This window comes from Hydrogenophaga pseudoflava (assembly GCF_031020795.1).
Lineage (GTDB): Bacteria > Pseudomonadota > Gammaproteobacteria > Burkholderiales > Burkholderiaceae_C > Hydrogenophaga > Hydrogenophaga pseudoflava_A.
This window is the reverse complement of record NZ_JAVHJP010000003.1, coordinates 719,380-744,348: the sequence shown is the minus strand read 5'-3', so window position 1 is coordinate 744,348 and position 24,969 is coordinate 719,380. Positions and strand designations below refer to the sequence as shown.

23 protein-coding genes are annotated in these 24,969 nt (G+C 70.5%); 13 read left to right on the top strand and 10 right to left on the bottom strand.

Annotation, left to right across the window (positions count from 1 at the left end):
• Positions 1 to 17: 17 nt before the first annotated feature.
• Positions 18 to 977 carry a Bug family tripartite tricarboxylate transporter substrate binding protein gene (locus RCO38_RS13155; RefSeq protein ID WP_308328761.1) on the bottom strand — a complete coding sequence of 320 codons (960 nt, stop codon included), beginning with the start codon at positions 975 to 977 and terminating at the stop codon, positions 18 to 20.
• Positions 978 to 1,100: 123 nt separating this feature from the next.
• On the opposite strand from RCO38_RS13155, the gene RCO38_RS13150 reads away from it, so the two are divergent.
• Entirely contained in the window at positions 1,101 to 1,604 is a 504-nt protein-coding gene (locus RCO38_RS13150) for a MarR family winged helix-turn-helix transcriptional regulator (RefSeq protein ID WP_308328760.1), read from the top strand.
• 11 nt (positions 1,605 to 1,615) lie between these two features.
• Here the strand turns inward: RCO38_RS13150 and RCO38_RS13145 are convergent, their stop codons facing one another.
• Entirely contained in the window at positions 1,616 to 2,194 is a 579-nt protein-coding gene (locus RCO38_RS13145) for a glutathione peroxidase (RefSeq protein WP_308328759.1), read from the bottom strand.
• 53 nt (positions 2,195 to 2,247) lie between these two features.
• Positions 2,248 to 3,207 (bottom strand): ornithine cyclodeaminase family protein, encoded by a 960-nt coding sequence (locus RCO38_RS13140; RefSeq protein ID WP_308328758.1) that lies wholly within the window; start codon positions 3,205 to 3,207, stop codon positions 2,248 to 2,250.
• Positions 3,208 to 3,296: 89 nt separating this feature from the next.
• Between RCO38_RS13140 and RCO38_RS13135 the strand changes: the two genes are divergently transcribed.
• Positions 3,297 to 3,881 (top strand): hypothetical protein, encoded by a 585-nt coding sequence (locus RCO38_RS13135; protein WP_308328757.1) that lies wholly within the window; start codon positions 3,297 to 3,299, stop codon positions 3,879 to 3,881.
• Here RCO38_RS13135 and RCO38_RS13130 read toward each other — a convergent pair.
• The gene (locus RCO38_RS13130) at positions 3,839 to 5,047 is read right to left on the bottom strand and encodes an MFS transporter (RefSeq protein WP_308328756.1); all 1,209 of its coding nucleotides are present in this window, start codon (positions 5,045 to 5,047) and stop codon (positions 3,839 to 3,841) included. The two genes, RCO38_RS13135 and RCO38_RS13130, sit on opposite strands and share 43 nt — an antisense overlap.
• A gap of 57 nt (positions 5,048 to 5,104) precedes the next feature.
• On the opposite strand from RCO38_RS13130, the gene RCO38_RS13125 reads away from it, so the two are divergent.
• On the top strand, positions 5,105 to 6,445 hold the full coding sequence (locus RCO38_RS13125) for a TrkH family potassium uptake protein (protein WP_308328755.1): 1,341 nt from the start codon (positions 5,105 to 5,107) through the stop codon (positions 6,443 to 6,445).
• Positions 6,438 to 7,109 carry a potassium channel family protein gene (locus tag RCO38_RS13120; RefSeq protein WP_308328754.1) on the top strand — a complete coding sequence of 224 codons (672 nt, stop codon included), beginning with the start codon at positions 6,438 to 6,440 and terminating at the stop codon, positions 7,107 to 7,109. Before RCO38_RS13125 ends, RCO38_RS13120 begins: the two co-directional genes overlap by 8 nt.
• Positions 7,110 to 7,154: 45 nt before the next feature.
• Here RCO38_RS13120 and RCO38_RS13115 read toward each other — a convergent pair whose 3' ends face one another.
• The gene (locus RCO38_RS13115) at positions 7,155 to 7,733 is read right to left on the bottom strand and encodes a Crp/Fnr family transcriptional regulator (RefSeq protein ID WP_308328753.1); all 579 of its coding nucleotides are present in this window, start codon (positions 7,731 to 7,733) and stop codon (positions 7,155 to 7,157) included.
• A 125-nt stretch (positions 7,734 to 7,858) separates the two neighbouring features.
• Here RCO38_RS13115 and RCO38_RS13110 point away from each other — a divergent pair, with 125 nt between their 5' ends.
• The 7 genes from RCO38_RS13110 to RCO38_RS13080 all read left to right on the top strand — a co-directional run bounded on the left by RCO38_RS13110 (position 7,859) and on the right by RCO38_RS13080 (position 15,910).
• Positions 7,859 to 8,617 (top strand): acetolactate decarboxylase, encoded by a 759-nt coding sequence (locus RCO38_RS13110; protein ID WP_308328752.1) that lies wholly within the window; start codon positions 7,859 to 7,861, stop codon positions 8,615 to 8,617.
• Positions 8,618 to 8,697: 80 nt separating this feature from the next.
• A complete protein-coding gene (locus RCO38_RS13105; RefSeq protein WP_308328751.1) occupies positions 8,698 to 9,093 on the top strand; it encodes a hypothetical protein in 396 nt (131 codons plus the stop codon).
• A 78-nt stretch (positions 9,094 to 9,171) separates the two neighbouring features.
• The gene (locus tag RCO38_RS13100; RefSeq protein WP_308328750.1) at positions 9,172 to 9,960 is read left to right on the top strand and encodes a HupE/UreJ family protein; all 789 of its coding nucleotides are present in this window, start codon (positions 9,172 to 9,174) and stop codon (positions 9,958 to 9,960) included.
• A 43-nt stretch (positions 9,961 to 10,003) separates the two neighbouring features.
• Positions 10,004 to 10,354: a DUF6488 family protein gene (locus RCO38_RS13095; protein WP_308328749.1), complete on the top strand. Its 351-nt coding sequence runs from the start codon at positions 10,004 to 10,006 to the stop codon at positions 10,352 to 10,354.
• 5 nt (positions 10,355 to 10,359) lie between these two features.
• Positions 10,360 to 11,400: a DMT family transporter gene (locus RCO38_RS13090; RefSeq protein ID WP_308328748.1), complete on the top strand. Its 1,041-nt coding sequence runs from the start codon at positions 10,360 to 10,362 to the stop codon at positions 11,398 to 11,400.
• Between the two features lie 223 nt (positions 11,401 to 11,623).
• Positions 11,624 to 13,711 carry an ATP-binding protein gene (locus tag RCO38_RS13085; protein ID WP_308328747.1) on the top strand — a complete coding sequence of 696 codons (2,088 nt, stop codon included), beginning with the start codon at positions 11,624 to 11,626 and terminating at the stop codon, positions 13,709 to 13,711.
• Positions 13,712 to 13,837: 126 nt separating this feature from the next.
• Positions 13,838 to 15,910, top strand: a complete 2,073-nt coding sequence (locus tag RCO38_RS13080) for an ATP-binding protein (RefSeq protein WP_308328746.1) — start codon at positions 13,838 to 13,840, stop codon at positions 15,908 to 15,910.
• Between the two features lie 9 nt (positions 15,911 to 15,919).
• Here the strand turns inward: RCO38_RS13080 and RCO38_RS13075 are convergent, their stop codons facing one another.
• A complete protein-coding gene (locus RCO38_RS13075) occupies positions 15,920 to 16,984 on the bottom strand; it encodes a patatin-like phospholipase family protein (protein WP_308328745.1) in 1,065 nt (354 codons plus the stop codon).
• 86 nt (positions 16,985 to 17,070) lie between these two features.
• Between RCO38_RS13075 and dinG the strand changes: the two genes are divergently transcribed.
• Positions 17,071 to 19,371 carry an ATP-dependent DNA helicase DinG gene (gene dinG / locus RCO38_RS13070; protein ID WP_308328744.1) on the top strand — a complete coding sequence of 767 codons (2,301 nt, stop codon included), beginning with the start codon at positions 17,071 to 17,073 and terminating at the stop codon, positions 19,369 to 19,371.
• A 17-nt stretch (positions 19,372 to 19,388) separates the two neighbouring features.
• Positions 19,389 to 19,859 carry a CopD family protein gene (locus RCO38_RS13065; RefSeq protein ID WP_308328743.1) on the top strand — a complete coding sequence of 157 codons (471 nt, stop codon included), beginning with the start codon at positions 19,389 to 19,391 and terminating at the stop codon, positions 19,857 to 19,859.
• Here RCO38_RS13065 and RCO38_RS13060 read toward each other — a convergent pair.
• Genes RCO38_RS13060 through RCO38_RS13045 form a run of 4 tightly spaced genes read right to left on the bottom strand, consistent with a single transcriptional unit; the run spans position 19,840 to position 24,910 of the window.
• Positions 19,840 to 20,886 (bottom strand): metal-dependent hydrolase, encoded by a 1,047-nt coding sequence (locus RCO38_RS13060; RefSeq protein WP_308328742.1) that lies wholly within the window; start codon positions 20,884 to 20,886, stop codon positions 19,840 to 19,842. The genes RCO38_RS13065 and RCO38_RS13060 overlap by 20 nt on opposite strands.
• 44 nt (positions 20,887 to 20,930) lie before the next feature.
• On the bottom strand, positions 20,931 to 21,572 hold the full coding sequence (locus RCO38_RS13055) for a dioxygenase family protein (protein WP_308328741.1): 642 nt from the start codon (positions 21,570 to 21,572) through the stop codon (positions 20,931 to 20,933).
• A gap of 33 nt (positions 21,573 to 21,605) precedes the next feature.
• The gene (locus RCO38_RS13050; protein WP_308328740.1) at positions 21,606 to 24,284 is read right to left on the bottom strand and encodes a bifunctional acetate--CoA ligase family protein/GNAT family N-acetyltransferase; all 2,679 of its coding nucleotides are present in this window, start codon (positions 24,282 to 24,284) and stop codon (positions 21,606 to 21,608) included.
• Positions 24,281 to 24,910: a DUF502 domain-containing protein gene (locus tag RCO38_RS13045; protein WP_308328739.1), complete on the bottom strand. Its 630-nt coding sequence runs from the start codon at positions 24,908 to 24,910 to the stop codon at positions 24,281 to 24,283. The genes RCO38_RS13050 and RCO38_RS13045 overlap by 4 nt, the downstream gene beginning before the upstream one ends.
• Between the last annotated feature and the right edge of the window lie 59 nt (positions 24,911 to 24,969).

Below are 24,969 nucleotides of genomic sequence, written 5' to 3'. Positions count from 1 at the left end.
GCGGAAGGAGAAAAGAGTCAGTCGAGTTGCACGCCGGTGGCCTTGATCGGGCCCTCCCAGCGCCTGAGGTCGGCGGCCTGCGCGGCGGCCAGTTCGGCGGGTGTGGACCCCACCGGTTCATAGCCCTGCTCGATCAGCTTGGCGCGCAGCGCGGGCGTGCGCACCGCCTTCGCCACGGCGGCGCTGATCGCATCGCGCACCTCGGGCTTGAGCCCGGCCGGGCCGTACATCGCGAACCAGGCGGTGGCCACCATGTCCACGCCCTGTTCCTTGAGCGTGGGCACCTCGGGCACCTGCGGGTCGCGCTGGGCGCCGGTCACGGCCAGGATGCGCACCTTGCCGGCGCGGTGCAGCTCGGCGGTCTCGGTGACGACGTCGAACTTGTACTGGATATGGCCGCCCAGCAGCGCGGTGTTGGCCGGGCCGCCGCCCTGGAAGGGCACATGGGTCAGCTCGGCGCCGGCCTTCTGGCCGAACATCACGCCCATGAAGTGCGGCAGCGTGCCCGAGCCGGGCGTGCCGTAGGTGGCGCTGCCGGGCGCGGCCTTGGCCTTGGCCAGCATCTCGGCCACGGTCTTGGCGCCCGCGGACGGGCCGGCCACCACGCTGAACTGGAAGTGCGCGATCTGCGAGATGGGCGTGAAGTCGGCCACCGCGTCGTAGTCCAGCTTTTTGTAGACGTGGGGGAACAGCACCATCGGCCCGCTGGGCAGCAGCACCACGGTCTGGCCGTCGGCCGGTGCGCGCTTGACGTGCGAGAGCGCGATGCGGCCGCCCGCGCCGGGCTTGTTCTCCACGATCACCGACGAGAAGTCGTTCTTCAGGCCTTCGGCCAGCAGGCGCGCGAGCAGGTCGGCCGAACCGCCGGGCGGAAAGCCCACGACGATCTTCAGCGGCGGCTTGTCCTGCGCCAGCGCGGGCAGGGCGCTGAGGGCGGCGAGTGCGGCGGCGGCGCCGAGCAGGGTGCGTTTGTTCATGGCGTGTCTCCGGTTTGTCGTATGTCAAACGGGTTTGCCCCGCTGCAGGGCCGCATGCTAGGCAGGGACAATCAATTGCAGAAATCAATCGTTCCCGGTGTTTTCCCTGACCCGTTTCCAGCCATGAGTGCCGACGACCGGCTTCTGCACCCGCAGCAGCAGAACGACCTGCTGCTCTACCGCCTCTACCGCATCCACGCCACCGCCGGGCCGCTGGTGGTGCGCATGTGCGAGCGCGACTACGGCATCACGCGGCGCGAATGGCGCGTGCTGTCCTGCCTGGCCGATGTGGAGGGCGTGCAGTCGTCCGAGCTGGCGGTGCGCGCCATGCTCGACCGCGCCCGCACCTCGCGCGCCATCACCAGCCTGGCCGACAAGGGCCTGCTGCGGCGCGAACCCAAGCCGTCGGACCGGCGCGAAGTGCATGTGTTCCTGACCGACGAAGGGCGGCGCGTGTACGGCGAGGTGTTTCCGCGCATCGCGGCGATCCAGCGCGAGCTGCTCTCGCCATTCAGCGACGAAGAGCGGCAGCAGTTCGGCGACCTCATGGCGCGGCTGCAGGCCAGCGCTTCGCGCTTGAATCCGGGCGGTGAACTGCTGCAGCCCCTCGAAGACGCGCCCGACTGACCCGCCTCGGGTCAGCCGGTTTTGAGCGCCGCCTCGATCGCCTGTGTCAGCGGGGCACTGCCCGGCTCCACCTCGCTGGCGAAGCTGCGCACGGTCTGGCCGTCGCGCGCCACCAGGTACTTGTGGAAGTTCCAGCGCGGCACGGTGCCGGTGGCCTTGGCCAGCTGCTCGTAGAAGGCGTTGCGGCCGGCGCCCTTGACCACGGTCTTGGCGAACATCGGGAACTTCACGCCGTAGGTGTTGAAGCACAGCTCGGCGATCTGCTTGGCGTCGCCCGGCTCCTGCTGGCCGAAGTCGTTGGACGGAAAACCCATCACCACCAGACCGCGCGCGGCGTACTTCGCGTGCAGCGCTTCCAGCCCTTCGTACTGCCGTGTAAAGCCGCAGTAGCTGGCGGTGTTCACCACCAGCAGCACCTGGCCCGCGTACTGGCAGAGGTCTTGCGGCGCCTCGTCCTGCAGGCGCGGGAAGCGGTGCGCCAGCAGGGGCGGGCAACCGGACGGGCGGGCGGCCTGTGCCCGGGTCACGGACCCGAGCGGGGCGGTGAGGGCGGCACCCAGTGCCAGGACAGTGCGGCGGTTCAGCGTCATGGCGGCATTGTCCGGTCGGCTCCTTGACCCTGCGGCCAGCGCGGGTGACGGGCTCAGCCGCGCGACTCGCTCACCAGGATGGCCGCGGCCAGGTCTTCCAGCGCGTTGCCGACCGACTTGAACACCGTGCGCTCGCCCGGGCTCTTGCGGCCGACCGCGACCCCGCGCGAGAGCGTGGTCAGCGTGCCGCGCACCTCGTTGGCGCTGAACACGCCATGCTGCATCGGCACCAGCAGGTCGCCGCTCTTGGCCAGCGCCTCGTCGGTGTCGACGAAGATGCGCGCGTGTTCGAAGCACGCGTCGTCGGCCTCGCGCATGGCGGGCGTGAAAGAACCGATCAGGTCCAGGTGCGCGCCCGGCGCGAGCCAGCTGCCGCGCACCACCGGTTCGTTGGCCATGGTGGCGCAGCTGACGATGTCGGCCGAGGCGCAGGCGCTGGGCAGGTCGGTGGTGGCGCTGGCCGAGAAGCCTTCGCGCGCCAGCTGCGCCGCGAGCGCCTTCGCCTCGCTCTCGCGCCGCGCCCAGACGGTGACGTGTTCGATCGGGCGCACGGTTTTCCAGGCCGCGGGCAGCAGCCGCGCGACGCGGCCTGCGCCCACGAGCACCAGGTGCTTGGATTCCTCGCGCGCCAGGTAGGACCCCGCCAGCGCCGAGGCGGCCGCGGTGCGGCGTGCGGTGATCACGTCGCCGTCCATCTGCGCCAGCGGCACGCCGGTGCGGGCGTCGAACAGCAGGTAGGTGGCGTGCAGGCCGGGCAGGTTGCGGCGCGCATTGCCGGGCGCGATGTTGACGATCTTCACGCCGTAGTGCTTGCCCGGAATCCAGGCCGGCATGATCAGCGAGGTCACGCGCCGGCCGGCGGCGTCCTGGCCGGCCTCGCCCAGCGGGTTGACGATCTCGTGCACATGGCGGGGCGGGGCCTCGCAGCCACCGGCGAAGCGTTCGCGCAGGGCGGGGATGAGGCGGTCGAAGGGCAGGGCGGTACGGGTGGCGTCGGCGTCGAAGAAGTGCATGCGGCGATGGTAGCGGGGCCGGCTGCCACAAAGATGACGCGGGATAATCCGGCGCTTCTCCGCGGCTTGTCCGCGCAGGCCGAGTCCCCATGAAACGCCACACCACCCTGGCCGCTTCGGCGGCTTTTCTTTTGGCCGCGGTCGGCCCTGTGCAGGCCGCCGACCCCAAGGGCTACACCCTGCCCACGCACGACGGCCGCTGCGCAATGTGGATCGCTGCCGAGGCCGAGCCCCAGCCCGGCGAGAGCACCACCTGGAGCGGTGCGTGCCGCAATGGTCTGGGCCAGGGCTTCGGCATCCAGGAGCTGGCGCGCGCCGACCGCAGCCGCCTGCGCTACACCGGTCCCGTGCGCGACGGCCGCTGGCACGGCCGGGGCCGTCTGCAACACTGGGCCGCCGACGGCGGGCTGCTGCATGTGGTCGAAGGTGTGTTCGAGCACGGCGTGGAGCAGGGCGTGTTCGACGAGCTGTTGCTGGAGCATCCCCAGAACGGGTCGCTCGACGCCATCCGCCAGACCGGGCGGGCGGTCGGGTCCAATGGGGTGCGGGTGCAGCAGTTCTATGTCGACGGTGCCGCCGTGCTGATGTGCGCGCCCGACGCCGACTGCCTCCGGGAGGCGGTGGCCGAAGGCTACGAACCGCGGGATGCCGCGCCGGGCGCGGCGCCCCGCTGAAGCAGCAGACCCCCCAGCGCCAGCGCGCTGAACACAGCACCGGCGTAGAAGGTGAACGCGGCGCCCAGCCGGTCCCACAGCAGGCCGGCCACCACGCTGGCCAGCAGCAGGGCCAGACCGCTGACCAGGTTGAAGAAGCCGAAGGCCGTGCCGCGCAGATCGGCCGGCGCCGTGTCGGCCACCATGGTCGCCAGGAGGCCCTGCGTCATGCCCATGTGCACGCCCCACAGCGCCACGCCCGCCAGCAGCGTCGCCCAGTGCGTGCCGCTGGCCAGCACCAGGTCGGCCGCGACCAGCACCACCAGGCCCAGCGCCAGCAGCCTGCGGTGGTTCATTCGGTCGGCCAGCCGGCCGAAGGGGTAGGCCGAGGCCGCGTAGACCGCATTCATGGCCACCATCACCAGCGGCACCAGGGCCAGCGGCACGCCGCTCTGTTCGGCCCGCAGCACCAGAAAGGCCTCGCTGAAGCGCGCCAGCGTGAACACCGCGCCCAGCGCCACCACCCACCAGTAGCCGCGGCCCAGGCGGCGCAGGTTCTCGCGGCGGATCGGGTTGCGACGCGGGGCATCGGCTGGCCGGTCGGGCTCGCGCACCCCCGCCACCAGCAACAGCACCGCCAGCAGGCCCGGCACCACGGCCACCCAGAACACGGCGCGGAAATCGTTGGCCCACAGCAGCATCAGGCCCACGGCCAGCAGCGGTCCGAGAAAGGCGCCCACCGTGTCGAGCGACTGGCGCAGGCCGAAGGCGGCCCCGCGCATCTCGGGCGGCGCGAGGTCGGCCACCAGTGCGTCGCGCGGCGCTCCGCGCACGCCCTTGCCCACACGGTCCAGCAGCCGTGCGGTGAGCACCAGGCCCATGCCCGGCGCCAGCGCGAACAGCGGCTTGGTCAGCGCCCCCAGGGCGTAGCCGAACACCGCCAGGCCCTTGCGCTTGCCCCACCAGTCGCTGAGCACGCCCGAGAACACCTTCACCACCAGCGCCGTCGCCTCGGCCAGCCCTTCCACCAGACCCACCACCAGCGCGCTCGCGCCCAGCGTGCCCACCATGAACAGCGGCAGCAGGCTGTGGATCATCTCGGACGAGATGTCCATGAGCAGACTCACGAAGCCCAGCACCCAGATGGCGGCGGGCAGCTTTGCAGGGGCGGCGGTGTGTGGGTGCATCGGCCGGATTGTCGTGCCATGACCGGCTAGACTCGCTGACCGCCCGTGCAACGTCCCATGAAGAACCACCTGCCCACCCACCCGGCCGCCGTGCTGGCACTGGCGTTTCTGGCCACCATCGGCGTGGGCACGCTGCTGCTGATGCTGCCCTGGGCCAGCGCCAGTGGCGAGAGCGCGCCGTGGCTGACGGCCCTGTTCACCGCCACGTCGGCGGTGTGCGTGACCGGGCTGGTGGTGGTGGACACGGGCACCTACTGGAGCCCGCTGGGCCAGGGGCTGGTGATGGCGCTGTTCCAGCTGGGCGGCTTCGGCATGATGACGTCGGCCACCCTGATGGGTCTGCTGATCGGCGGGCACATGAAGCTGCGCACGCGGCTGTTGCTGCAGTCGGAAACGCACGCGCTGTCGCTGGGCGATGTGCGTTCGGTGGCGCGCATGGTGCTGGTGGTGACGGTGGTGGTCGAAGGCGTGGTGGCCTTGTGGCTGGCGGCGCGCTTCGCCATGACCATGGGCCTGGGCTGGCGCGAGGCGCTGTGGCAGGGCGCCTTCCATTCGGTCTCGGCCTACAACAACGCGGGTTTCTCCACCTGGCCCGACAGCGTGATGCGCCATGTGACCGACGGCTGGGTGCTGGGTCCGCTGATGCTGGCCATCGTGGTGGGCGGGCTGGGGTTTCCGGTGATCACCGAGCTGTGGGCCAACCGCCGCAAGCGGCACACGCGCTGGTCGATCCACACCACGCTCACGGTCTGGGGGTCTGCGGCGCTGGTGCTGCTGGGCACGCTGGCGCTGTGGCTGGTGGAGCACAACAACCCCAGGACGCTTGGCCCTCTGGGGTTTGTGGACCAGTGGCTGGCGGCGCTGTTCACCTCGGTCTCGGCGCGCACCGCGGGCTTCAACGCGGTCGACATCGGCGCACTGGAGCTGGAGTCGCTGGTGCTGCACTGCGTGTGGATGTTCATCGGCGGCGGCAGTGCGGGCACGGCGGGTGGCGTGAAGGTGACCACGGTGTTCCTGCTGCTGCTGATCGTCTGGAGCGAGATCCGGGGCCGGGCCGATGTGGAGCTGCGCGGGCGGCGCATCGGCACCCAGGTGCAGCGCCAGGCGCTGTCGGTCCTGGTGCTCAGTGGCGCGGCGGTGTCGCTGGGCCTGCTGCTCATCATTCCGCTGGCCGACCACCTGCCGCTGGAGAAACTGATGTTTGAAGTGGTGTCGGCGTTTGCCACGGTGGGCCTGTCCACCGGCATCACGGCCGAGCTGCCGCCCGGCGCGCAGGGCGTGATCATTGCGCTCATGTACGCGGGACGCGTGGGCGTGGTCACGCTGGCGCTGGCGCTGGCGATGAACCAGGTGCCCCGGGCCTACCGTTACCCAGAGGAGAAACCGATTGTTGGCTGATTCCAAACTGAAAAAGGGCGACAGCGTGGTCGTCATCGGGCTGGGGCGTTTTGGTGCCGCCGTGGCGCGCTCGCTGGTGGCCGCGGGCCACGAGGTGCTGGCCATGGACGCCAGCGAGGAGGTGGTGCAGGACCTCGCGCACGAGCTGCCCCATGTGGTGAAGGCCGATTCGACCGAACTGGTCGCGCTGCAGCAGCTGTCGGTGACCGACTTCTCCCACGCGGTGGTGAGCATTGGTGCCAACCTGGAGGCCAGCGTGCTGACAGTGCTGAACCTGGCGCAGATGGGCATGAAGGACATCTGGGCCAAGGCCAACAGCCCGCAGCACGGCCGCATCGCCGAGCGGGTGGGCGCGCACCACGTGATCTACCCCGAGGCCGACATGGGCGAGCGCGTGGCGCACCTGGTGACGGGCAAGATGATGGACTTCATCGAGTTCGACGACGGTTTCGCGATTGCCAAGACCCGCGCGCCGATGGAGACGCACAACAAGATCCTGGCGGTGTCGAACGTGCGCAAGAAGCACGGCATCACGGTGGTGGGCATCAAGCGGCGGCATCAGGACTTCATCTACGCCAAGCCCGAGACCGAGATCAAGCCGGGCGACCACCTGATCGTGGCCGGGCCGACACCCCTGATCGAGAAGTTCGCGGCGCTGTATTGATTCGGGCTGGCTGCACCGGCCGGATCGAGAGCGCAGCCAAGATTCTCAAGGCCTTGCCTTGCGCAGGAGGATCGCGCCCCCATCGCGCTCGATCCGCTGCCCCCGTTCCAGCTCGGCCAGCGCCCGGTACAGCGCTTCGTGGGTGACGGCCAGTTGCCGGGCCAGTTGCTTGAGCGTGCAGTCGAGTGTGTAGCGGCCCTGGCTGCCTTCGGTTTCGATGAGGTGCAGGAGCCGGTCCTGCACTTTGGGCAAGCTCAGGCGTTCATTGCTCAGGCGCAGTCTGCGCACTTCGCCGCTGAGCATCGCGATCCAGCGCTCGGAAAAATCCCGGTCGTCCCTGAGCGCCTGGCGCAAGGCTTCGACGGGGATGCGCGTGACGGTGGTGGGTCGGGTGGTTCGCGCGTCGCAGTGGTAGCGGCCGGAGGTGAGGCTGGCCTCACCAACAAAACCGTGCTGGCAACGCTGAAGGGAGGCGGTTTCGCCGTTTTCTCCGTGCCGTTCCAGCACCACCTCGCCTTCGTTCACAAAGTACATCCAGCGTGGCTTGTGCCCGCTGAGGAACAGCGACGCGCCCGCTGGGTGGGACTGGCCCTTGCACAAGGGGTGCAAGGATGGCGGGAGCAAGCGGTCGAGTGGGGGCGGTGCGGGCATGGCGGCGGCAGGGATATGACATCAATCATATTCATCGGGGTCTCGCCAGACCACACTGGCGCCTCTGCGGAACCCGATCAACAAAGGAAGGTGTGGGGATGATCAAGAGACATTGGCTGGGCGCGCTGGCCCTGGTTGCGGGGCTGGCCTGGGCGCAGCCCATGGGGTTTCAGCACCACGGCAACTTCACGCAGATGATGCGTTCGGGCCAGGCGGCCGGTCAGGTGGCGTTGTCGCCACTGGAGGGTGTGCCAGGGGGCTGGGGCGTGGGCGCGCTGGCGGACCTCAGGGGCGAGGTGATCCAGATCGACGGGCGTGTGCTGGTGAGTCACGGTTCGGACCCGCAGGGCCGGGTGCAACCGCCGGGTGCGCAGGCCTCTGCCACGCTCTGGGCGAGCGCACGGGTGAGCGGGTGGGCGCAAGTGCCAGTGCCGGCGACCATGGGCCAGCCGCAGTTCGAGGTCTTCGTCCAGGAGCAGGCGCGGGCGCGGAAGCTCGATCTGGAACAGCCCTTCGTGTTTCGTGTGACGGGTGGCTATTCGCACCTGATCTGGCATGTGGTGACCGGCGAGAAGCCGGTGGCTGCTGCTGGCGGGCACACGCCACAGGGAGACGGCGGCCACGGCAGCCACGTCAGTGGCCACGCCAATCAGGCATCGGGCCAGACGGTGTTTCGCAACCCGCAGGCCAGTGGTCAGCTGGTCGGGGTCTACAGCGGTGCCCAGCTGGAGGGCGTGGTGTCGCACGCGGGCGAGCGCTTTCACCTTCACTACATCGACGACGGGATGAACGTCTCCGGACATGTGGACCAGTACACGGTGCGCGCCGGATCGATGCTCTGGGTGCCGCTGAAGTAGTGGTGGGGCCGGACAGGCGTGAGGCCAGCACTGGCCTTGCGGTGGCATCGGCTGGCCTTGCACCCATAAAATCCAGGGCTGTGAAATCCGCCCTGACCACCTGGCTCCTGCTGTTCGGACTGCTGTTGCAGTCCGTGGCCTGGGCGCTGCCCGCCCAGCGGGCCGAACAGGCCGAGCGCCTGTCGCACGAGGTGGCGCACGCGCTCGATCATGGTCACCACCAGCACCTCTCGTCTCACGACGGGCAGGGCCACGAGGTGGATGCAAGCTTGCTGATCGTCGACGCCCAGGACGACAGCGAACCCGGCCCCCACCACTCGCACGCCGCCGAGGGCATGCAGTCCCCGGGGCTTCCGGTGGCGTCGGCCATGTTGCCGCTCACCTCGCCCGCGGGCGCCCCTCCGGCGTGGGGTGAGGCGCTGCCCGTCTCTGCAGACCTCGACGGTCTGCTGCGCCCGCCCCGGGCCACCGCCTGACGCCCCTGCGGGCGCGCTGTGTGGACCGACCGGCCTGCAGGCCGGTCATGTGGCTTCAATCCTCATTTCCGGAATCTCATGAACCTTCCCTCTCCGGGGCGGGCGGCCGCTGCGCTGCTCGCGACCCTCACCCCGCTCGTGGCCCTGGCCCACGGCATTTCCGACGAAGACCGTCAGCGCATGCTGGACGGCGGTCATCTCCAGTACGTGGGCCTGGGCGCCAGCCACATGCTCACCGGCTACGACCACCTGCTGTTCCTCTTCGGCGTGGTGTTCTTCCTGGCCTCGTTCAAGGACGTGGTGAAGTTCGTCTCGATCTTCACGCTGGGACACTGCATCACGCTGATCGCCGCGACCTTCTTCCAGATCACCTGGAACTACTTCCTGATCGACGCCATCATTGCGCTGAGCGTGATGTACAAGGCCTTCGACAACAACGGCGGCTTCCAGAAACACTTCCAGATGGCGTCGCCCAACCTGCTGTGGATGGTGTTCGGCTTCGGCCTGCTGCACGGCTTCGGCCTGTCGACCCGGCTGCAGCAGCTGCCGCTGGGCGACGACCCGATGCAGATGCTCTGGCGCATCCTGAGCTTCAACGTCGGCGTGGAGCTGGGCCAGATCGCGGCGCTGGTGGTGATGGTCGGTCTGCTGGCGCTGTGGCGGCACCGGGCCTCGTTCAAGCGCTTTGCCTACATGGCCAACCTGGCCCTGTTCTACGCCGGGGTCTACCTGCTGTTCGTGCAGCTGCACGGCTACCAGCACGACGCCGACCCGGACAGCTTCCGCTTCCCGGCCGCCGAACACCGCCACGCGCACGAGGACCTCGATGTTGAAAACACCGAAGATCCGAGCCGCGACGGCCTCTGATGCTCTGTTCCTGTCACTGTTTCAGCACCTCCAAGGATTGCCCATGAAAGCCCTTTTCACCATCTCCACCCTGGTCTCGACCTTGTTCGCCGCGCCCGCCGCCGTGGCCGACGCGGGCGGCAACTGCCACTTCCACGGCAGCAAGCCCGCCACCGAAGCCGTGGTCACCGATTGCGCGGCCAAACGCAAGGCCGCCCTGGTCAAGGCGGGCAAGCTCGACGCCTCCTGGCAGGCGGTCCCGCAGGACAAGCTGGAACTGATCGACGGCAAGAAGGGCAAGGAGTGGAAAGTCAGCTTCAAGAACCCGGCTGTCGCCGACGCCGGCAAGCAGACGCTCTACATCTTTTTCTCCCAGCCGGGCAATTTCATCGTCGCCAACCACACCGGCCAGTGAACGCCATGGCCTCGCCCGTTCTGCGCGGCGGCCTGCTGGCCCTGCTGGCCGCGGCCCTGTTCGGCCTGAGCACGCCGCTGGTGCAGCGCTTCGGCCTGGGGCTGGGGCCGTTTTCCACGGCCGCCCTGCTGTACGCGGGCGCGGCGCTGGTGGCGCTGCTGCAGCGGCGCGGCGCCCAGGTGGAGGCGCCCCTGCGCCGCAGCGATGCTCCGCGCCTGCTGGCCATGGTGGCGGCGGGTGCGGTGCTCGGGCCGGTGGCACTGGCCTGGGGGCTGCAGCGCACCAGTGGCGCCAGCGCCTCGCTGCTGCTCACGCTCGAAGCCGTGTTCACGGCGGTGCTGGCCTGGCGCTGGTACGGCGAGGTGCTGGACGGTCGGGTGAAGTCGGCGGTGGCCCTGCTGCTGGCCGGCGGCGCGCTGCTGGTGATCGACCAGGGCCTCACGGGCCAGGTGCAGTTGCTCGGCCTGCTGGCGGTGGCCGTGGCCACGGTGGCCTGGGGCGTGGACAACACGCTTTCGCGCGGCGTGGCCGACCGCGACCCGGGCCAGGTGGTGCTGGCCAAGGCGGCGCTGGGAGCGGCGGTCACGAGCGCGCTGGCGCTGGCCTGGGGCGAGCCGCGGCCAGGGTGGCCCGCGGCGCTGGCGCTGCTGGCCGTGGGCGCCACCGGCTACGGCCTGAGCCTGCGCTTCTACCTGCTGGCGCAGCGCCATTTCGGCGCCGCGCGCACCGGCTCGGTGTTCGCCTTCGCGCCTTTCATCGGCGCGCTCGGTGCGTTCGCGCTGGGCGAACGCTCGGCCAGCGTGCTGCTGCTGGTGGGCGGTGCACTGATGGTGGCGGGCGTGCTGGTGCACCTGGCCGAAGACCACGGGCACGAACACGCGCACGAGGCGCTGGACCACGAACACGCCCACACCCACGACGACGGGCACCACAGCCACACCCACGAGGTGATGCCCGAGGGCGCGCACAGCCACCCGCATCACCATGCACCGCTGCGCCACACCCACCCGCACGCGCCCGACCTGCACCACCGGCACGGCCACTGAGCCCGGCGGGCGCCGGCTGCTCAACTTGCGGCGCTCCGTGACGAAATGAACGGGATGCAGACGCTGGTATTGGCTGCGCGTAAGGTCCGCGCGCCAGAATCGTGCAAGCCTGCCACCCGCCTGGAAGGTGGCCCTTCATACATACAGAGACCGTCGTTGTGGATTGGTGCATTGCAGCAACGCGCCCCGTGTGGCGCCTGGGTCGTCGCGTGAGGGCGTTCCGTTGAAGGCGCTTTCCCGCTCCTTTGCGCTGCTGGTGGCGCTGTTCACCGTGGTCGCGGCCGGGGTGTTGTGGTGGCAGGCGCTGCGCGCCCAGAACCAGCTGCGCGAGCAGGTGCTGCTGCAGGCCGAGCAGCGCAGCCTGCATGTGGCCGATGCGATGGCCGGCCAGGTGCGGGCGCATCTGAGCACGATGGACGTCACGCTCAGGACGCTGCGAGACCACTGGGCGCGCGAGCCGCGTGAGCGCTTCGACGTGCTGACCAAGGACGCCCTGGCCAGTCTGCCGCCGGGCCTGGTCTCGCACGTGTCGGTGGCCGACGCGAGTGGCCATCTGGTCTACAACAGCCTGGGGCTGGAGACCGGCCGCTATGTGGGCGACCGCGACAGTTTCCGGGTGGCGAGCCAGGGCCCCGACGCGATGCGGGTGTCGGCCACGGTGCGTTCGCGCCTGACCGGGCGCTGGGTGTTCGCAGTGGACAGGCCCATGCTGCGCCAGGGGCGTTTCGACGGGGTCATCTACATGGTGGTGGAGTCGGTGTACCTCGCCCGCGAGCTGGGCAAGCTGGAACTGTCGGACCAGGACGTCGTGTCGCTGGTGCACCCGGACGGACACTACCTCGCGCGCAGCGAAGGCAACGAGGCGTCGATGGGCAAGCAGGTGCCGGCCGACAGGCCCTACCGGGCGCTGCCGACGCTGTTGCACGGTACCTACCGCGTGGGCGACGTGGTGGATCACGCACCGCGCACCTACGGCTGGCACCGCCTGCCCGACTCGGGGCTGGTGGTGTCGGTCGGTCTGGCCGACGACTCGGTGCTGGCGCCGCTGGCGCCGGCGCTGCGACGCAACCTGCTGGTCACCGGGGTGCTGTCCCTGCTGCTGCTCGGTTTTGGGGGCGTGATCGTGCGCGACCAGCTGCGCATGACCCGCGACCAGCGCGCGCTGGCGCGCAGCGAGGCAGGGCTGAAGGAGGCCCAGCAACTGGCGGGCCTGGGGAGCTGGGAGTGCGATCTGGCCACCGGCCGGCTGCACTGGTCCGACGAGGTGTACCGCATCTTCGAAGTCGACCCCGCCATAGTGCAGCCCTCGTTCGAGCGTTTCCTGGAGTGGGTGCATCCGGACGACCGGCGGATGGTGCAGCAGGCGTTCGACGCCTCGATCCGCGACCGCCGGACCTACAACGTGGTGCACCGCCTGCTGCTGCCCGGGGGGCGCATCAAGTACGTGCGCGAGCGCGGAGTGACCGAATACGAAGGCGACCGCCCGGTGCGCAGCATGGGCACGGTGCTGGACATCACCGAGGTGCGGGAAGCGCAGCTGGCCCTGCAGCAGCTGAACGAGGAGCTGGAGTCGCGTGTGAGCCGGCGGACCGGCGAACTGGCCCAGGCCAACCGAGAACTGGAAGCCTTTGCCTACAGCGTCTCGCACGATCTGCGCACGCCGCTGCGCAGCATCCACGGCTTTGCCTGCGTGCTGGAAGAGGAGGAGTCGGACCGGCTCTCCGACGCCGGCCGCCGGCACCTGCGGCGCATCCAGGACGGTTCGCGCCGCATGGGCCAGCTCATCACCGACCTGCTGTCGCTGGCGCACCTGGGTCGCGCGAAGATGAACCTGGCACGGGTGGACCTGAGCGAGCTGGCTCTGCAGCTGGCGGCCGACCTGCACCGCGCGGAACCCGGGCGCGAGGTGGACTGGGACATCGAGGAGGGTCTGCACGCCATGGCCGACCCGGGCCTGATGCGGGTGGTGCTGCAGAACCTGCTGGGCAACGCCTGGAAGTACACCGGGCAGACGCCGCAGCCGCGCATCAGCCTGAGCCGGACACACAGCGCCGACGGCCTTGTGACCTTCTGCGTGCGCGACAACGGCGCGGGCTTCGACATGGCCTACGCCGCCCAGCTGTTCCAGCCCTTCCGGCGCCTGCACGCCCACCACGAGTTCGAGGGCTCGGGCGTGGGCCTGGCCACTGTCAGCCGGGTGGTCCGCCGCCACGGCGGGCAGGTGCGCGGTGAAGGCGTGGTGGGGCAGGGCGCCGCGTTCTATTTTTCTCTGCCCAAGGCGCCTGCGTTGGCGCCCGTGACAGCCTGGTGAACCCAGACCGGCCAAAAAAGAGTACAAATCGATACATGTCCGATGGGGCCACCCGCCGCCAGAGCCGAGGGGTCACCGTCTTGCGCGGACGCAACAGGGGGTGTCTTGATTTCTCGCCTGCGATCCATGGTCACGGCCGTGGCGCTGTTCACAGCGCTGGCCGTGCTGCTGCTCTGGGGGCTGAGCCTGCAACTGCAGGGGCAGTTGCGCGACCAGATGCTGGAGCGCGCGCAGCTGCGCAGCCAGCAGCTGGCCAACGCCATGGCGGGGCAGATGGAGAGCAGCCTGGCGGTGCTGGACCTGGGGCTGCTGGGTCTTCGCTCGGCCTGGCCCAAGTCCCGCGCAGCCTTTGACGAGGTGGAGCAGGAGGTGCTCGCCGGCCTGCCCAAGGGCCTGGTGTCCCACCTGTCGGTGATTGATGCCGGCGGCACGGTGATCCACAACAGCCTGGGGGTCGTTCCGGGCACTTTCGTCGGCGACCGGCCCCATTTCCAGGCCCTGCGCCAGGGCAGCGACCGGCTGGTGGTGGGCGAGCCGGTGCGCTCGCGGCTGACCGGGCAGTGGCAGATCATCGTGGGGCGGCCGATGTTCCGGGACGGGGCGTTTGCGGGGGCGGTGCACTTCAACGTGTCGTCCGAGCACCTGGCCCGGCTGCTGGGGCGGCTGGCGCTCTCGGACAACGACCTGGTGGCCCTGGTGCACCCGGGTGGCTCGTTCCTGGCGCGCAGCCTGGACAACGCCGCAGCCATGGGCCAGAACCTGCCGCCCGAAAGGCCCTTTCTGCAGAACCCCACGGCCCATCGCGGAACATACCGGATCGGCGGCGCCGTCGATGGCGTGCCGCGGCTGTTCGGCTGGCAGCGCCTGCCCGGCAGCGGCGTGGTCGTGGTGGTCGGCCTGTCGCAGGCCTCGGTGCTGGCCCCGCTGGAAAACACGCGCCGCCGGGCGTTGCTGCTGACGGCGCTGCTGTCGATGGCGCTGCTCGCGGTGGGTGCCTGGATCGGCTGGCTGCTGAGAAACCTAGAGCGTCGTCAGGACGAGGCGCGGGCGAGCCAGCAGCGGCTGGAGGTGGCGCAGCGCCTGGCGCGCGTGGGCCACTGGACCTACAACCCCGACAGCGGGGTGATGGGCTGGTCGCAGGAGGTCTTCCGCATCTTCGGCCAGGACCCGGCGGTGTTCAAGCCCGGCTTCGACGGCTACTGGCAGCAGGTGCATCCGGAGGACCGAGGCACGCTGGAGGCGGCGATTGCCCGCTCGCGGGCCGAGCACGCGGACATCGACCAGGTGCACCGCATCGTGCGGCCCGACCGCAGCGTGCGCTGGGTGCGCCTGCTCGCGCAGCGCGATCCGGTCGCGCATGAAAGGTCCTACAGCGGCACCCTCCAGGACATCAGCGAGCTGCGCGAGGCGCAGCGCGCGCTGGAGCAGCTCAACACCGAACTGGAGCGGCGGGTGAAGACGCGCACGCGCGAGCTGACCATGCTCAACCGCGACCTGGAGTCGTTCACCTATTCGGTCTCGCACGATCTGCGCACGCCGCTGCGCAGCATCCACGGCTTTGCGAGCCTGCTGCAGGAGAGCGATGCGGACAAGCTCAGCGACGACGGACTGGACGCGCTCCAGCGCATCCAGAGCAGCGCGCGCCGCATGGGGCTGCTGATCAACGATCTGCTGTCGATGGCGCAGCAGAGCCGGGCCGAACTGCGCACGCAGCATGTCAACCTCAGCGAGCTGGCGCGTTCGGTGGCGCGGGAGCTGGAGCAGACCGACCCGGCGCGCCAGGTGCGCTGGGAGATTGCCGAGGGTTTGTCGGCACAGGCCGACCCCGTCCTGATGACGGTGGTGATGCAGAACCTGCTGGGCAACGCCTGGAAGTACACCGGCCGCACCGAGGCGGCGCACATCGAGTTCTTCGGGCTGGAAGAGGCCGACGGCATGCTGAATTTCTGTGTGCGCGACAACGGCGCGGGCTTCGACATGGCCTACGCCGACCAGCTGTTCCAGCCCTTCAAGCGGCTGCACCGGCTGGACGAGTTCGAGGGCACGGGCGTTGGGCTGGCCAGTGTGCAGCGCATCCTGCAGCGCCATGGCGGCAGCGTGCGTGGCGAAGGCGTGGTCGGCCAGGGTGCGACCTTCTGCTTCAGCCTGCCGCTGGAGCCGGTGCGGCAGTTCCTGGACTCCGCGCCAGACCCCCGGTAAGGCGCCGCCTCAGCCCGAATGCGTCGGTGGCAGCTGGCAGGTCGAGCGCAGGCCGATGTCCTTGCCGTGGGCGAGCAGCCAGTCGTCCGCCGCCTGGCGGCCGATGCGGTGCAGCTCCAGCAGCAGGCCGCGCCCGGTCTGCAGCTTGCTCCAGGCGCCGAACGGCGACAGCGCCGCGTCGGCGTCCAGCCGGTGCAGGCGGAGGTCGTCGATGCGACGGAACAGCGGCCGCCGGTAGCAGGCGTCGGGCCGGCCCACGTCGTCCAGCAGCTCCTTGATCAGTGCGATGGTGCGCAGCTCCTTGAGCAGGCTGGCGTTGAAGGTGACTTCGTTGGTGCGGTCGAGGATGTCGCTGGCCTGGGTCGGCACGGACTCGCGCCGGCTGGGGTTGATCGGCACCAGCAGCAGGTCGTCGGCGTCGGTGTCGCTGATCAGCGGCATCAGGGTCGGGTTGCCCGCGTAGCCGCCGTCCCAGTAGGCCTCGCCGTCGATCTCCACCGCCTGGAACAGGAGCGGCAGGCAGGCCGAGGCCAGCACCATGTCGGCGGTGAGTTCGTTCTGCTGGAACACGCGCAGCTCGCCGGTGGCGACATGGGTGGCTGCGATGAAGAGCTGGGTGCGGTGGCAGCCGCGCACCCGGTCGAAGTCGATCGTGCGCTCCAGGATGTCGCGCAGCGGGTTGAGGTTCAGCGGGTTGAGCTGGTAGGGCGAGAACTGGCTGCCCAGGGCCTGGGCCACCCGGTGCCAGGGGGTGATCCAGGGCCGCAGCCAGGGGTTGCCGGCGCCGAACAGCCCGGCCAGTGGGGCGAATGGCGAGGCGTCCGCCACCTTTTCCCAGAAGCGCCGCAGCGCGGCCTGCGCGCCCACGCGGCCGCCCTCCATCAGGCCGGCCGCCAGCGCCACGGCGTTCATCGCACCCGCGCTCGTGCCGCTGACGCCCGCGATCTCCAGCCACTCCTCTTCGAGCAGGCGGTCGAGCACCCCCCAGGTGAAGGCGCCGTGCGAGCCGCCGCCCTGCAGGGCGAGATCGATGCGGCGTCGGGGCGTGGGTCGGCGGGTGGCGGTGCGGGCCATGGAATCCTCCTGAATGTGGCTTCGCGGCCATTGTGTCGCGGGGCCGCGCGGGCCTCTGGGAGAATCGCGCTTTGCCCGCCATTTCCATGCCCGATTCCGACACCTCCTTCGACCCCGCCAGCCCGCCGCGCGGCCCGCTGGCGCGCGAGGCGCTGGCGCTGGGGGCGTTCGACCATGTGGTCTCGCGGCTGGACGGTTTTCGCGCGCGCGCCGGCCAGCGCGAAATGGCGGCGCACATCGCCGAAACCCTGAGCGTGGTCGACTGGCCCGCCAAACCCGAGAAAGGGGAAGACCCGCCGCCCGCCGGCCCGCGCGCCATCGCGGTGGTGCAGGCCGGCACCGGGGTCGGCAAGTCGGCCGCCTACGCCTCGACCGTGATCCCGCTGGCGCTGGCGCAGGGCAAACGCGTGATGATCTCCACCGCCACCGTGGCGCTGCAGGAGCAGCTGATCGCCAAGGACCTGCCGGCGCTGGCCGCGGTGCTGCCCCAGCCCTTCGTGTTCACGCTGGCCAAGGGGCGCGGGCGCTACGTCTGCCGTCTCAAGCTCGACCAGATGGCCGGTGGCGACGTCGCCACCTCGGACCTGTTCGGCGACGAGCCGGACGACAAGCCCCGGGGCGACGCGCTGGAGCGCGTGTGGGCCGAACGCGGACGGATCTATGAGCGCTGGGGCCAGATGCTCGACAGCGGCGACTGGGACGGCGACCGCGACCGCCTGGCCGAGCCGCCCGAGGGCGACGTGTGGACCCCGGTGGCGGCCGAGCGCCACACCTGTACCGCGCGCCACTGCCCCAGCTACAACGGCTGCAGCTACTACCGCTCGCGCGCCAGGCTGGCGCAGTCGCAGGTGATCGTGGTCAACCACGACCTGCTGCTCTCGACGCTGGGTTTGCACGCGCTGCCCGACCCGTCCGACTGCTATCTGGTGTTCGACGAGGCGCACCACCTCGGGTCCGTGGCCCAGGGCCAGTTCACCGAGAGCATGGACCTGATGCGCGGCGGCTGGCTGGACAAGCTGCCCCGCGCCGTGACCGACGTGGCCGGCGCGATTGCCCACCCGCTGGGCGTCGACGTGGCGACCCTGGCGCGCGAGCTCAAGGCCGCGCAGGCCGAGCTGGCGCGCCGCGCGATGGCGCGGCTGGCCGAATCGCCCGAGTGGCTGGCGCTCTCGGGCAAGCAGGGCGGCATGCGCCCGCGCAACGGCCGCGACGGCGGGGCCGGCTTCGAGTTCAACGTGCCCAACGCCACCGAGCGGCTCGAAGGCGGCCTGCTGCCGGCCGACTGGGCCGAGACCGTGGGCCAGATCGCCAGCCGGGCCGGCGCCCTGCTCAAGGAATTCGAACTGATCGCGGCGCAGCTCAAGGTGCTGGCGCGCGACGACCCCGGCGATGCACCGCGCTGCGCCCAGCTCTACAGCCGCATCGGCACGTTTGCGCCTCGCCTGCAGCACATGGCCGCCACGGCCGAGCTCTGGCTGCAGGCCCCGGTGGACGGCCAGGCGCCGCTGGCCAAGTGGCTCGAGGCCGGCATCCAGAACGGCCTGGTCACGCTCAGCGCCCACGCCTGCCCGCTCAACCCCGGCGGCCTGCTGCGCGCCCACCTGTGGAGCAAGGTGCGCGCCGCGGTCGCGACCTCGGCCTCGCTGGTCACCTGCGGCGGCTTCGACCACTTCCTGCACGAAAGCGGCCTCGCCTTCGACGAGGACGTGAGCGCGCGCGAGGTGCAGAGCCCCTTCGACCACGCGACGCAGGGCCGGCTGGTCGTGGTGCAGACGCAGAACGACCCGAAAGACGTCGAGGGCTACTCGCGCGAGATGCTCGACCTGCTGATGGACGACCTTCGCCACGTGAAGCGAGGCGCGCTGGTGCTGTTCACCTCCAAGGCGCTGATGAAGCGCGCACAGGACCTGCTGGAGCGCGGCGCGAACAGCGACCTGCGCGAGAAGGTGCTGGTGCAGGGCGAGTCCTCGCGCACCCAGCTGCTCAGGCGGCATGCCGAGCGCGTGGCCGACGGCGGCGCCTCGATCCTGTTCGGACTGCAGTCGTTCGGAGAAGGCCTGGACTTGCCGGGCGAACTCTGCGAGTGGGTGTTCATCACCAAGCTGCCGTTCGCCTCGCCCAGCGACCCGGTCGGCCAGGCGCGCGCCGACTGGCTCAAGGCCCAGGGCCGCGACCCCTTCAGCGAACTCGTGGTGCCGGCCACCGGCGCGCGCCTGCTGCAGTGGACCGGCCGCGCGCTGCGCACCGAGACCGACGAGGCCGTGGTCATCTGCTACGACGCGCGCCTGCTGCGCCAGAGCTACGGCCGCCGCATGCTCAAGGGCCTGCCGCCGTACCGGCTGCAGCGGCGCGACGCGGGCGGTATGCTGTCCGACGTCAACCGATGACCCCGTCAGGAGACCCCATGCTCTACGCCACCCTCAAACTGCTGCACGTGCTGTCCATCGTCGTCTGGGTCGGCGGCATGGTGTTCGCTGCCTTCTTCCTGCGCCCGGCCGCGATGCAGCTGCCGCCGCCGCAGAGCATCCCGCTCATGCACGGGGCCCTGCAGCGCTTCTTCCGTGCTGTGGTGGGTGCGGTGCTGGTGGTGCTGGTGACGGGCGGCTGGATGATCGGCCGCGCCGCGAAGGAAAGCGTGCAGGCCGGGCTGGCGTTCAACATGCCGCTGGACTGGACCCTGATGGCCGCGCTGGGCGTGCTGATGATGGCCATCTTCGCCCACATCCGCTTCGCGCTCTACAGGCGCCTGGACAAGGCCGTGGCCGCCCGGGACTGGCCGGCCGGTGGTGCGGCGCTGGCTTCGATCCGCACCTGGGTCGGCGTCAATCTCGCCATCGGTGTCGTCATCATCGCCTTCACCCTGCTGATGGCCTGACCGTGCCCGGCCACGGCGGCGCCACCTCCAGCCCCCACATCCGCTGGCCGATCCAGCGCAGCGCAGGCCCCACCGGCGGCCGCTGGCTCACCTGGGTGGGCCGCACCGAACCCACGGCGCCCGGTGCGCCGAGGTCGAAGTTGAACACGTAGTCCGGCTCCTGGCCCATGCGCAGGTCGGTGATGCGCAGCTGGCCTTGCGGCGTGGTGGACAGCTTCACGAAGCCGCCGGCGAAGGCCGTGAGCCGCGCCACCGGAGCGGCCTGGCCGTGGCGGGCCATCAGCGCGGCGCCCCGGTCATGCGCCGCGAACCGCACCGGTGCCGGGCCGTCGAACAGCGAGACATAGGCCTCGAGGAAGTGGGGGTTGGCCGGGTCGTCCGGCAGGGCGACCACGCGCCAGAGCAGCGTCTGGAACGGCGCCGGTGTCACCAGCACCCGCTCGGCCGCGAAGCCCTGGTCGCGCAGTGAGGCCCTGGCCTGCAGCGCCACATGGGTTTGCGCGAGGGCGCTCCAGGCGAGGTAGGCGGTGGACAGCACCAGCCCGACCGCGTTCCAGTGCAGGCCACGGGTGGTGTCCTTCATGCGCAGCGCGGCGGCCACGCACACCAGCAGCGGCAGGGTGTAGGCCGGGTCGATGATGAACACGCTGCCCACGCCAAAGGGGCGGTTGGTGAACGGCAGGAGCAGCTGGGTGCCGTAGACCGTCATCGCGTCCAGCAGCGGGTGCGTGATGAGCACCAGCCACAGTGCGAGGGTCCAGTGCCTGAAAAGGTGGCCTTCGCGGTGGAGGTGCGACACCCCCCAGGCCAGCAGCGGTGCGAACAGCGTGAGCCAGAACAAGGAGTGGCTTTCCGCGCGGTGCAGCACCATGTTGAGCAGGGCATCGCCGTGGTCGATGACCACGTCCAGGTCGGGCAGGGTGCCGGCGATCGCGCCCCAGGTGGCGGCCTTCCACACCGAGGTGCGGCGACCCATGGCGGCGATGGCGACCGCCGAGCCGAGGACGATTTGGGACAGGGAATCCATGCGCCGAGCTTAGGGGCGGGCGCGTCACGCACGGATTCGTGGGGTCATGTCTCGACCACCACCGCGTATTCCGCCTTCAGCCCATCCGAACCCTTTACAAAGGGACGCGTCAGCGCCGCCTGCCCCTCCTCGCCCAGGCGCCGCCACAGGAAGTCGCGCGCGTTGCCCGGGTCGCCCTGCACATAGAACTGAGTGGTCAGCAGTTCCCGGCCGCCCAGCTTGATCTTCACGTGGATGTGCGGCGTGCGGCCGCTGTAGGGCGCGGGTTGGAGGGTGCGGAAGCGGTAGCCACCGTCCCTGCCCAGCGTGACCTTGCCGAAGCCCTGGAACGCGGGGTCGGCCTTGCCGCCGTCGCCGGGGTGGTGGTAGTGACCGTCCTGGTCGCACTGCCAGATCTCGATCACGCCGCCAGCCAGCGGTGTGCCGCGCGTGTCGGTGACGGTGCCCATGACCCAGGCCGGCTGTCCCTTGCCGTAGGCGGCAGCGCCGTTGCGCAGCAGGTCGAAGTCGGTGTCGGCGGGAAACGCCACCGGGTAGTAGGGGCCTTCGGTCTGGGCGGGCGTGGGGCGCAGATCCTTGCCCTGGGCCAGGGCGGGCGTGAGCCAGGCGGGTGTGGCGGTGGCGGCGATCAGGCCGGCGCCGCCTTTGAGCAGCGCGCGGCGCGCGGACAGCGGGGTGGTTGGCATGGCGGGCTCCAAAAGAGGCGGCCCGCCACCGGTTCAGGCGCGGGACGGGGGCTGCAGGTCCAGCGAGACGAAGCGCAGGCTGCGGTCGTCCGGTTCGCCGGGGGCGGCGCTTTCTTGGAAACCCAGCGCGCGCGCAAGTTCCAGCATGCCGGTGTTTTCCCGCAGCACGGTGCCTACCAGGCGCTGCGTGCCGCGCTGGCGCAGGTGTGCGGTCATCTTGTCCATCAGCCGGCGCCCCAGGCCGCCGCCCTTGAGGTCGCTGCGCACGATGACACCGAACTCGGCGTCGCGGTTGTCCGGGTCGATCACCACCCGCACCGCACCCAGCGTTTCCTCGCCGCCGCCGTCCAGCGGCCGGGTGGCGATGAAGGCCATTTCGCGCGCGTAATCGATCTGGGTCAGTCGCGCGAGCTCGCTGTGCTCGATGTGGCGCCGGCTGTGGAACACGCGCAGGCGGATGTCTTCGGGGTCCAGCCTTTCCAGGAAGGCGCGGTGCTGGGGCTCGTCTTCCGGCCGGATCGGCCGCAGGGTGACGGTCTGACCTTTCCAGTCCCAGGTCTCGACCAGCTCGACCGGGTAGGGCTGGATGGCGAAGTTCGCCGCGCCGGCCGGACGGGCAGCCGAGACCCGCACCCGCGCGTCCAGCGCGATGGCGCCCTCGTGGTTGGTCAGCAGCGGGTTGATGTCCAGCTCGGCGATCTCGGGCACCTCGGCCAGCAGCTGCGAGACGCCCACCAGCACGCGCGCCACCGCGTCGATGTCGGCCGCCGGCTCGTCGCGGTAGCCCTGGAGCAGGCGGTGGATGCGGGTGCGCTCGATCTGGGCCAGCGCCAGCGGCGTGTTCAGCGGCGGCAGCGCCAGCGCGCGGTCGGCCAGCACCTCCACCGCCGTGCCGCCCGCGCCGAACAGGATCACCGGGCCGAACAGGGGGTCGACACTGGCCCCCACGATCAACTCGTGCGCGTGCTTCTTGCGCACCATGGGCTGCACGGTGAAGCCCTGCACATCGGCGTCGGGCCGCAGCTCGCGCACGCGCTGCAGCATGGATGTGCAGACCTCGGCCAGCTCGCTCGCGCCGCCGATGTTCAGCCGCACGCCGCCCACGTCGCTCTTGTGCGTGATGGTGTGCGAGAGGATCTTGAGCACCACCGGGTAGCCCAGCGCCTCGGCCGCGGCTTCGGCCTCCGCGGCGCTCGGCCCGACCACCCGCGTGGGCACCACCGGCAGGCCGGCGGCGGCCAGGAAGGCCTTGGCTTCGGGTTCTGTGAGCAGCTCGCGGCCCTCGGCGAGCACCGTCTCCACGACCGCCCGCACGGCCGGCAGATCCATGGCGTGCGACGCGTCGCGCGCCGGCGGTGTCTGCAGCAGTTCGGTCTGGTGCCGGCGGTAGCGGCGCAGCAGGGCGAAGGCGCGCACCGCGTCCTCGGGCGTGGCGTAGTCGGGCACGCCGGCGTCGCGGAAGGCCTGGCGCGCCTGCGCCACCGCGCTGTCGCCCAGCCAGCAGCCGAGCACACGCCGCGGCCGGGCCGACACGAACGGCAGCACCGCCTGCGCAATGTCGCGGCTGGGCACGATGGCGGTGGGGGCGTGGATGAAGAGCACCGCGCTGGCCGGGTCGCTCGCCAGAGCGTCCAGCGCTGCGACATAACGTGCGGCCGGCGCGTCGCCGATGATGTCCACCGGGTTGGCGCGCGACCAGTGGGCAGGCAGCACCGCGTCCAGCCGCGCGAGCAGGGGCTCGGCCAGCGGTGCCAGGGGCACGTCGTGGGCGGCGGCTTCGTCGGCCGCCATCACGCCGGCGCCACCGCCGTTGGTCAGCACCACCAGCCGCTCCGACGGCCCGTCCCGGAAGCGCGCCAGCGTCTCGGCGCCCAGAAACAGGTCGTCCAGCGTGAGCACGCGCAGCATGCCCGCGCGCGCGATCGCGGCGTCGAACACCGCATCCGACCCGGCGAGCGCGCCGGTGTGCGAGGCGGCCGCGGCCTGTCCCGCGGCCGAGCGCCCGGCCTTGACCACGATCACCGGCTTGTTGCGCGCGGCGGCGCGCGCCGCCGACATGAACTTGCGGCTCTCGTCGATGCTTTCTATGTAGAGCAGGATGGCGCGCGTGCGCGGGTCGCTGCCCAGGAAATCGAGCATGTCGCCGAAGTCGACGTCCGCATGTTCGCCCAGCGAGACGAAGTGCGAGAAACCGATGCCGCGCGCCGAGGCCCAGTCCAGCATGGCCGTGACCAGGGCGCCCGACTGCGACACGAAGGCCAGCTCGCCGGGCTGGGCGCCGATGTGGGCGAAGCTGCCGTTCAGGCCCAGGTGCGGCACCAGCATGCCGATGCAATTGGGGCCGAGGATGCGCAGCGTGTGGGGCCTCGCGGCGTCCAGCATGGCCTGTTTGAGGGCCTTGTTCAGGCCCGCGGTGACCACCACCGCTGCGCGCGTGCCGCGTTCGCCGAGTTGTGCGATCAGGTCGGGCACGGTGGCGGCCGGGGTGCAGATGACGGCCAGGTCCGGCGCCTCGGGCAGTGCGGCGACGCTGGCATAGGCCCGCGCGTCGCCGATGTGGCGGTGCTTGGGGTTGACCGGATAAAGCCGGCCCTTGAACCCGCTGGACAGGTTGCGCCACACCGTCGAGCCCACGCTCGCAGCCCGCTCGGAGGCGCCGAACACCGCCACCGAAGCCGGCGAAAAGAGGGCGTCGAGGTGGCGGATGCTCATGATTTGCCCGAGGACATGAAAGCGATCAGGGCCAGACGCATGGCCTCTTCGACCGACATGTCCACCGGCGTGGTCCAGCTGCGGGGAACGAACACGGTGTAGCCGCCGATCATGTAGCCCATGGGCAGGTAGACCGCGACCTGGTCCTCCAGTTCGGCCAGACCCCGCGGCAGACCCTTCATGTTCTGTCGCGTGACCAGCCCGACCGTGCTCAGCTCGTGCCCGGGCATCTTCAGCAGCACCACCTGCTGCGCGTCCTGTTCGTGCGGCGCGAAGTAGTCGGCGAAATTCTTGAGCGAGGAGTAGATGCTCTTGACCACCGGCAGGTTCGTGAAGGGCAGCTCGACCAGGGACAGCAGCCTGCCGGTGGCGCGCATCGACATCAGCCCGCCCAGGGCGAGGATCAGGAATGCGCCCAGCGCGATGCCCAGGCCGGGCAGGTAGAACTCGCCGGTGAGCGGGCGCAGCAGCTGCATCGCGGTGCGCTCGGTCCAGGTGATGAAGATCACCAGCACGTAGACCGTGATAGCCAGCGGCAGGAAGGTAATCAGGCCGCGGAAGAAGTACTGCGACAGGCGGCTCAGGAGCGGAGGGCGCGGCTCAGGCGCTGGGGCGGGCGGTTTCATGGATTCAGCATAGCAGCGGCTGGCGACAACCGGTTGATCGGACGGAACTTGCAAACGCG

Excerpts from the sequence above, each read along its gene's own strand:
- RCO38_RS13140 (WP_308328758.1), bottom strand. The coding sequence starts at position 3,207 with ATGCACTTCTTCGACGCCGACGCCACCCGTACCGCCCTGCCCTTCGAC.
- RCO38_RS13095 (WP_308328749.1), top strand. The coding sequence starts at position 10,004 with ATGAAAGCCCTTTTCACCATCTCCACCCTGGTCTCGACCTTGTTCGCC.
- RCO38_RS13080 (WP_308328746.1), top strand. The coding sequence starts at position 13,838 with ATGGTCACGGCCGTGGCGCTGTTCACAGCGCTGGCCGTGCTGCTGCTC.
- RCO38_RS13125 (WP_308328755.1), top strand. The coding sequence starts at position 5,105 with ATGAAGAACCACCTGCCCACCCACCCGGCCGCCGTGCTGGCACTGGCG.
- RCO38_RS13075 (WP_308328745.1), bottom strand. The coding sequence starts at position 16,984 with ATGGCCCGCACCGCCACCCGCCGACCCACGCCCCGACGCCGCATCGAT.
- RCO38_RS13090 (WP_308328748.1), top strand. The coding sequence starts at position 10,360 with ATGGCCTCGCCCGTTCTGCGCGGCGGCCTGCTGGCCCTGCTGGCCGCG.
- RCO38_RS13060 (WP_308328742.1), bottom strand. The coding sequence starts at position 20,886 with ATGGATTCCCTGTCCCAAATCGTCCTCGGCTCGGCGGTCGCCATCGCC.
- RCO38_RS13055 (WP_308328741.1), bottom strand. The coding sequence starts at position 21,572 with ATGCCAACCACCCCGCTGTCCGCGCGCCGCGCGCTGCTCAAAGGCGGC.
- RCO38_RS13155 (WP_308328761.1), bottom strand. The coding sequence starts at position 977 with ATGAACAAACGCACCCTGCTCGGCGCCGCCGCCGCACTCGCCGCCCTC.
- RCO38_RS13135 (WP_308328757.1), top strand. The coding sequence starts at position 3,297 with ATGAAACGCCACACCACCCTGGCCGCTTCGGCGGCTTTTCTTTTGGCC.
- RCO38_RS13130 (WP_308328756.1), bottom strand. The coding sequence starts at position 5,047 with ATGCACCCACACACCGCCGCCCCTGCAAAGCTGCCCGCCGCCATCTGG.
- RCO38_RS13065 (WP_308328743.1), top strand. The coding sequence starts at position 19,389 with ATGCTCTACGCCACCCTCAAACTGCTGCACGTGCTGTCCATCGTCGTC.
- RCO38_RS13100 (WP_308328750.1), top strand. The coding sequence starts at position 9,172 with ATGAACCTTCCCTCTCCGGGGCGGGCGGCCGCTGCGCTGCTCGCGACC.
- RCO38_RS13150 (WP_308328760.1), top strand. The coding sequence starts at position 1,101 with ATGAGTGCCGACGACCGGCTTCTGCACCCGCAGCAGCAGAACGACCTG.
- RCO38_RS13145 (WP_308328759.1), bottom strand. The coding sequence starts at position 2,194 with ATGACGCTGAACCGCCGCACTGTCCTGGCACTGGGTGCCGCCCTCACC.
- RCO38_RS13050 (WP_308328740.1), bottom strand. The coding sequence starts at position 24,284 with ATGAGCATCCGCCACCTCGACGCCCTCTTTTCGCCGGCTTCGGTGGCG.
- dinG (WP_308328744.1), top strand. The coding sequence starts at position 17,071 with ATGCCCGATTCCGACACCTCCTTCGACCCCGCCAGCCCGCCGCGCGGC.
- RCO38_RS13110 (WP_308328752.1), top strand. The coding sequence starts at position 7,859 with ATGATCAAGAGACATTGGCTGGGCGCGCTGGCCCTGGTTGCGGGGCTG.
- RCO38_RS13045 (WP_308328739.1), bottom strand. The coding sequence starts at position 24,910 with ATGAAACCGCCCGCCCCAGCGCCTGAGCCGCGCCCTCCGCTCCTGAGC.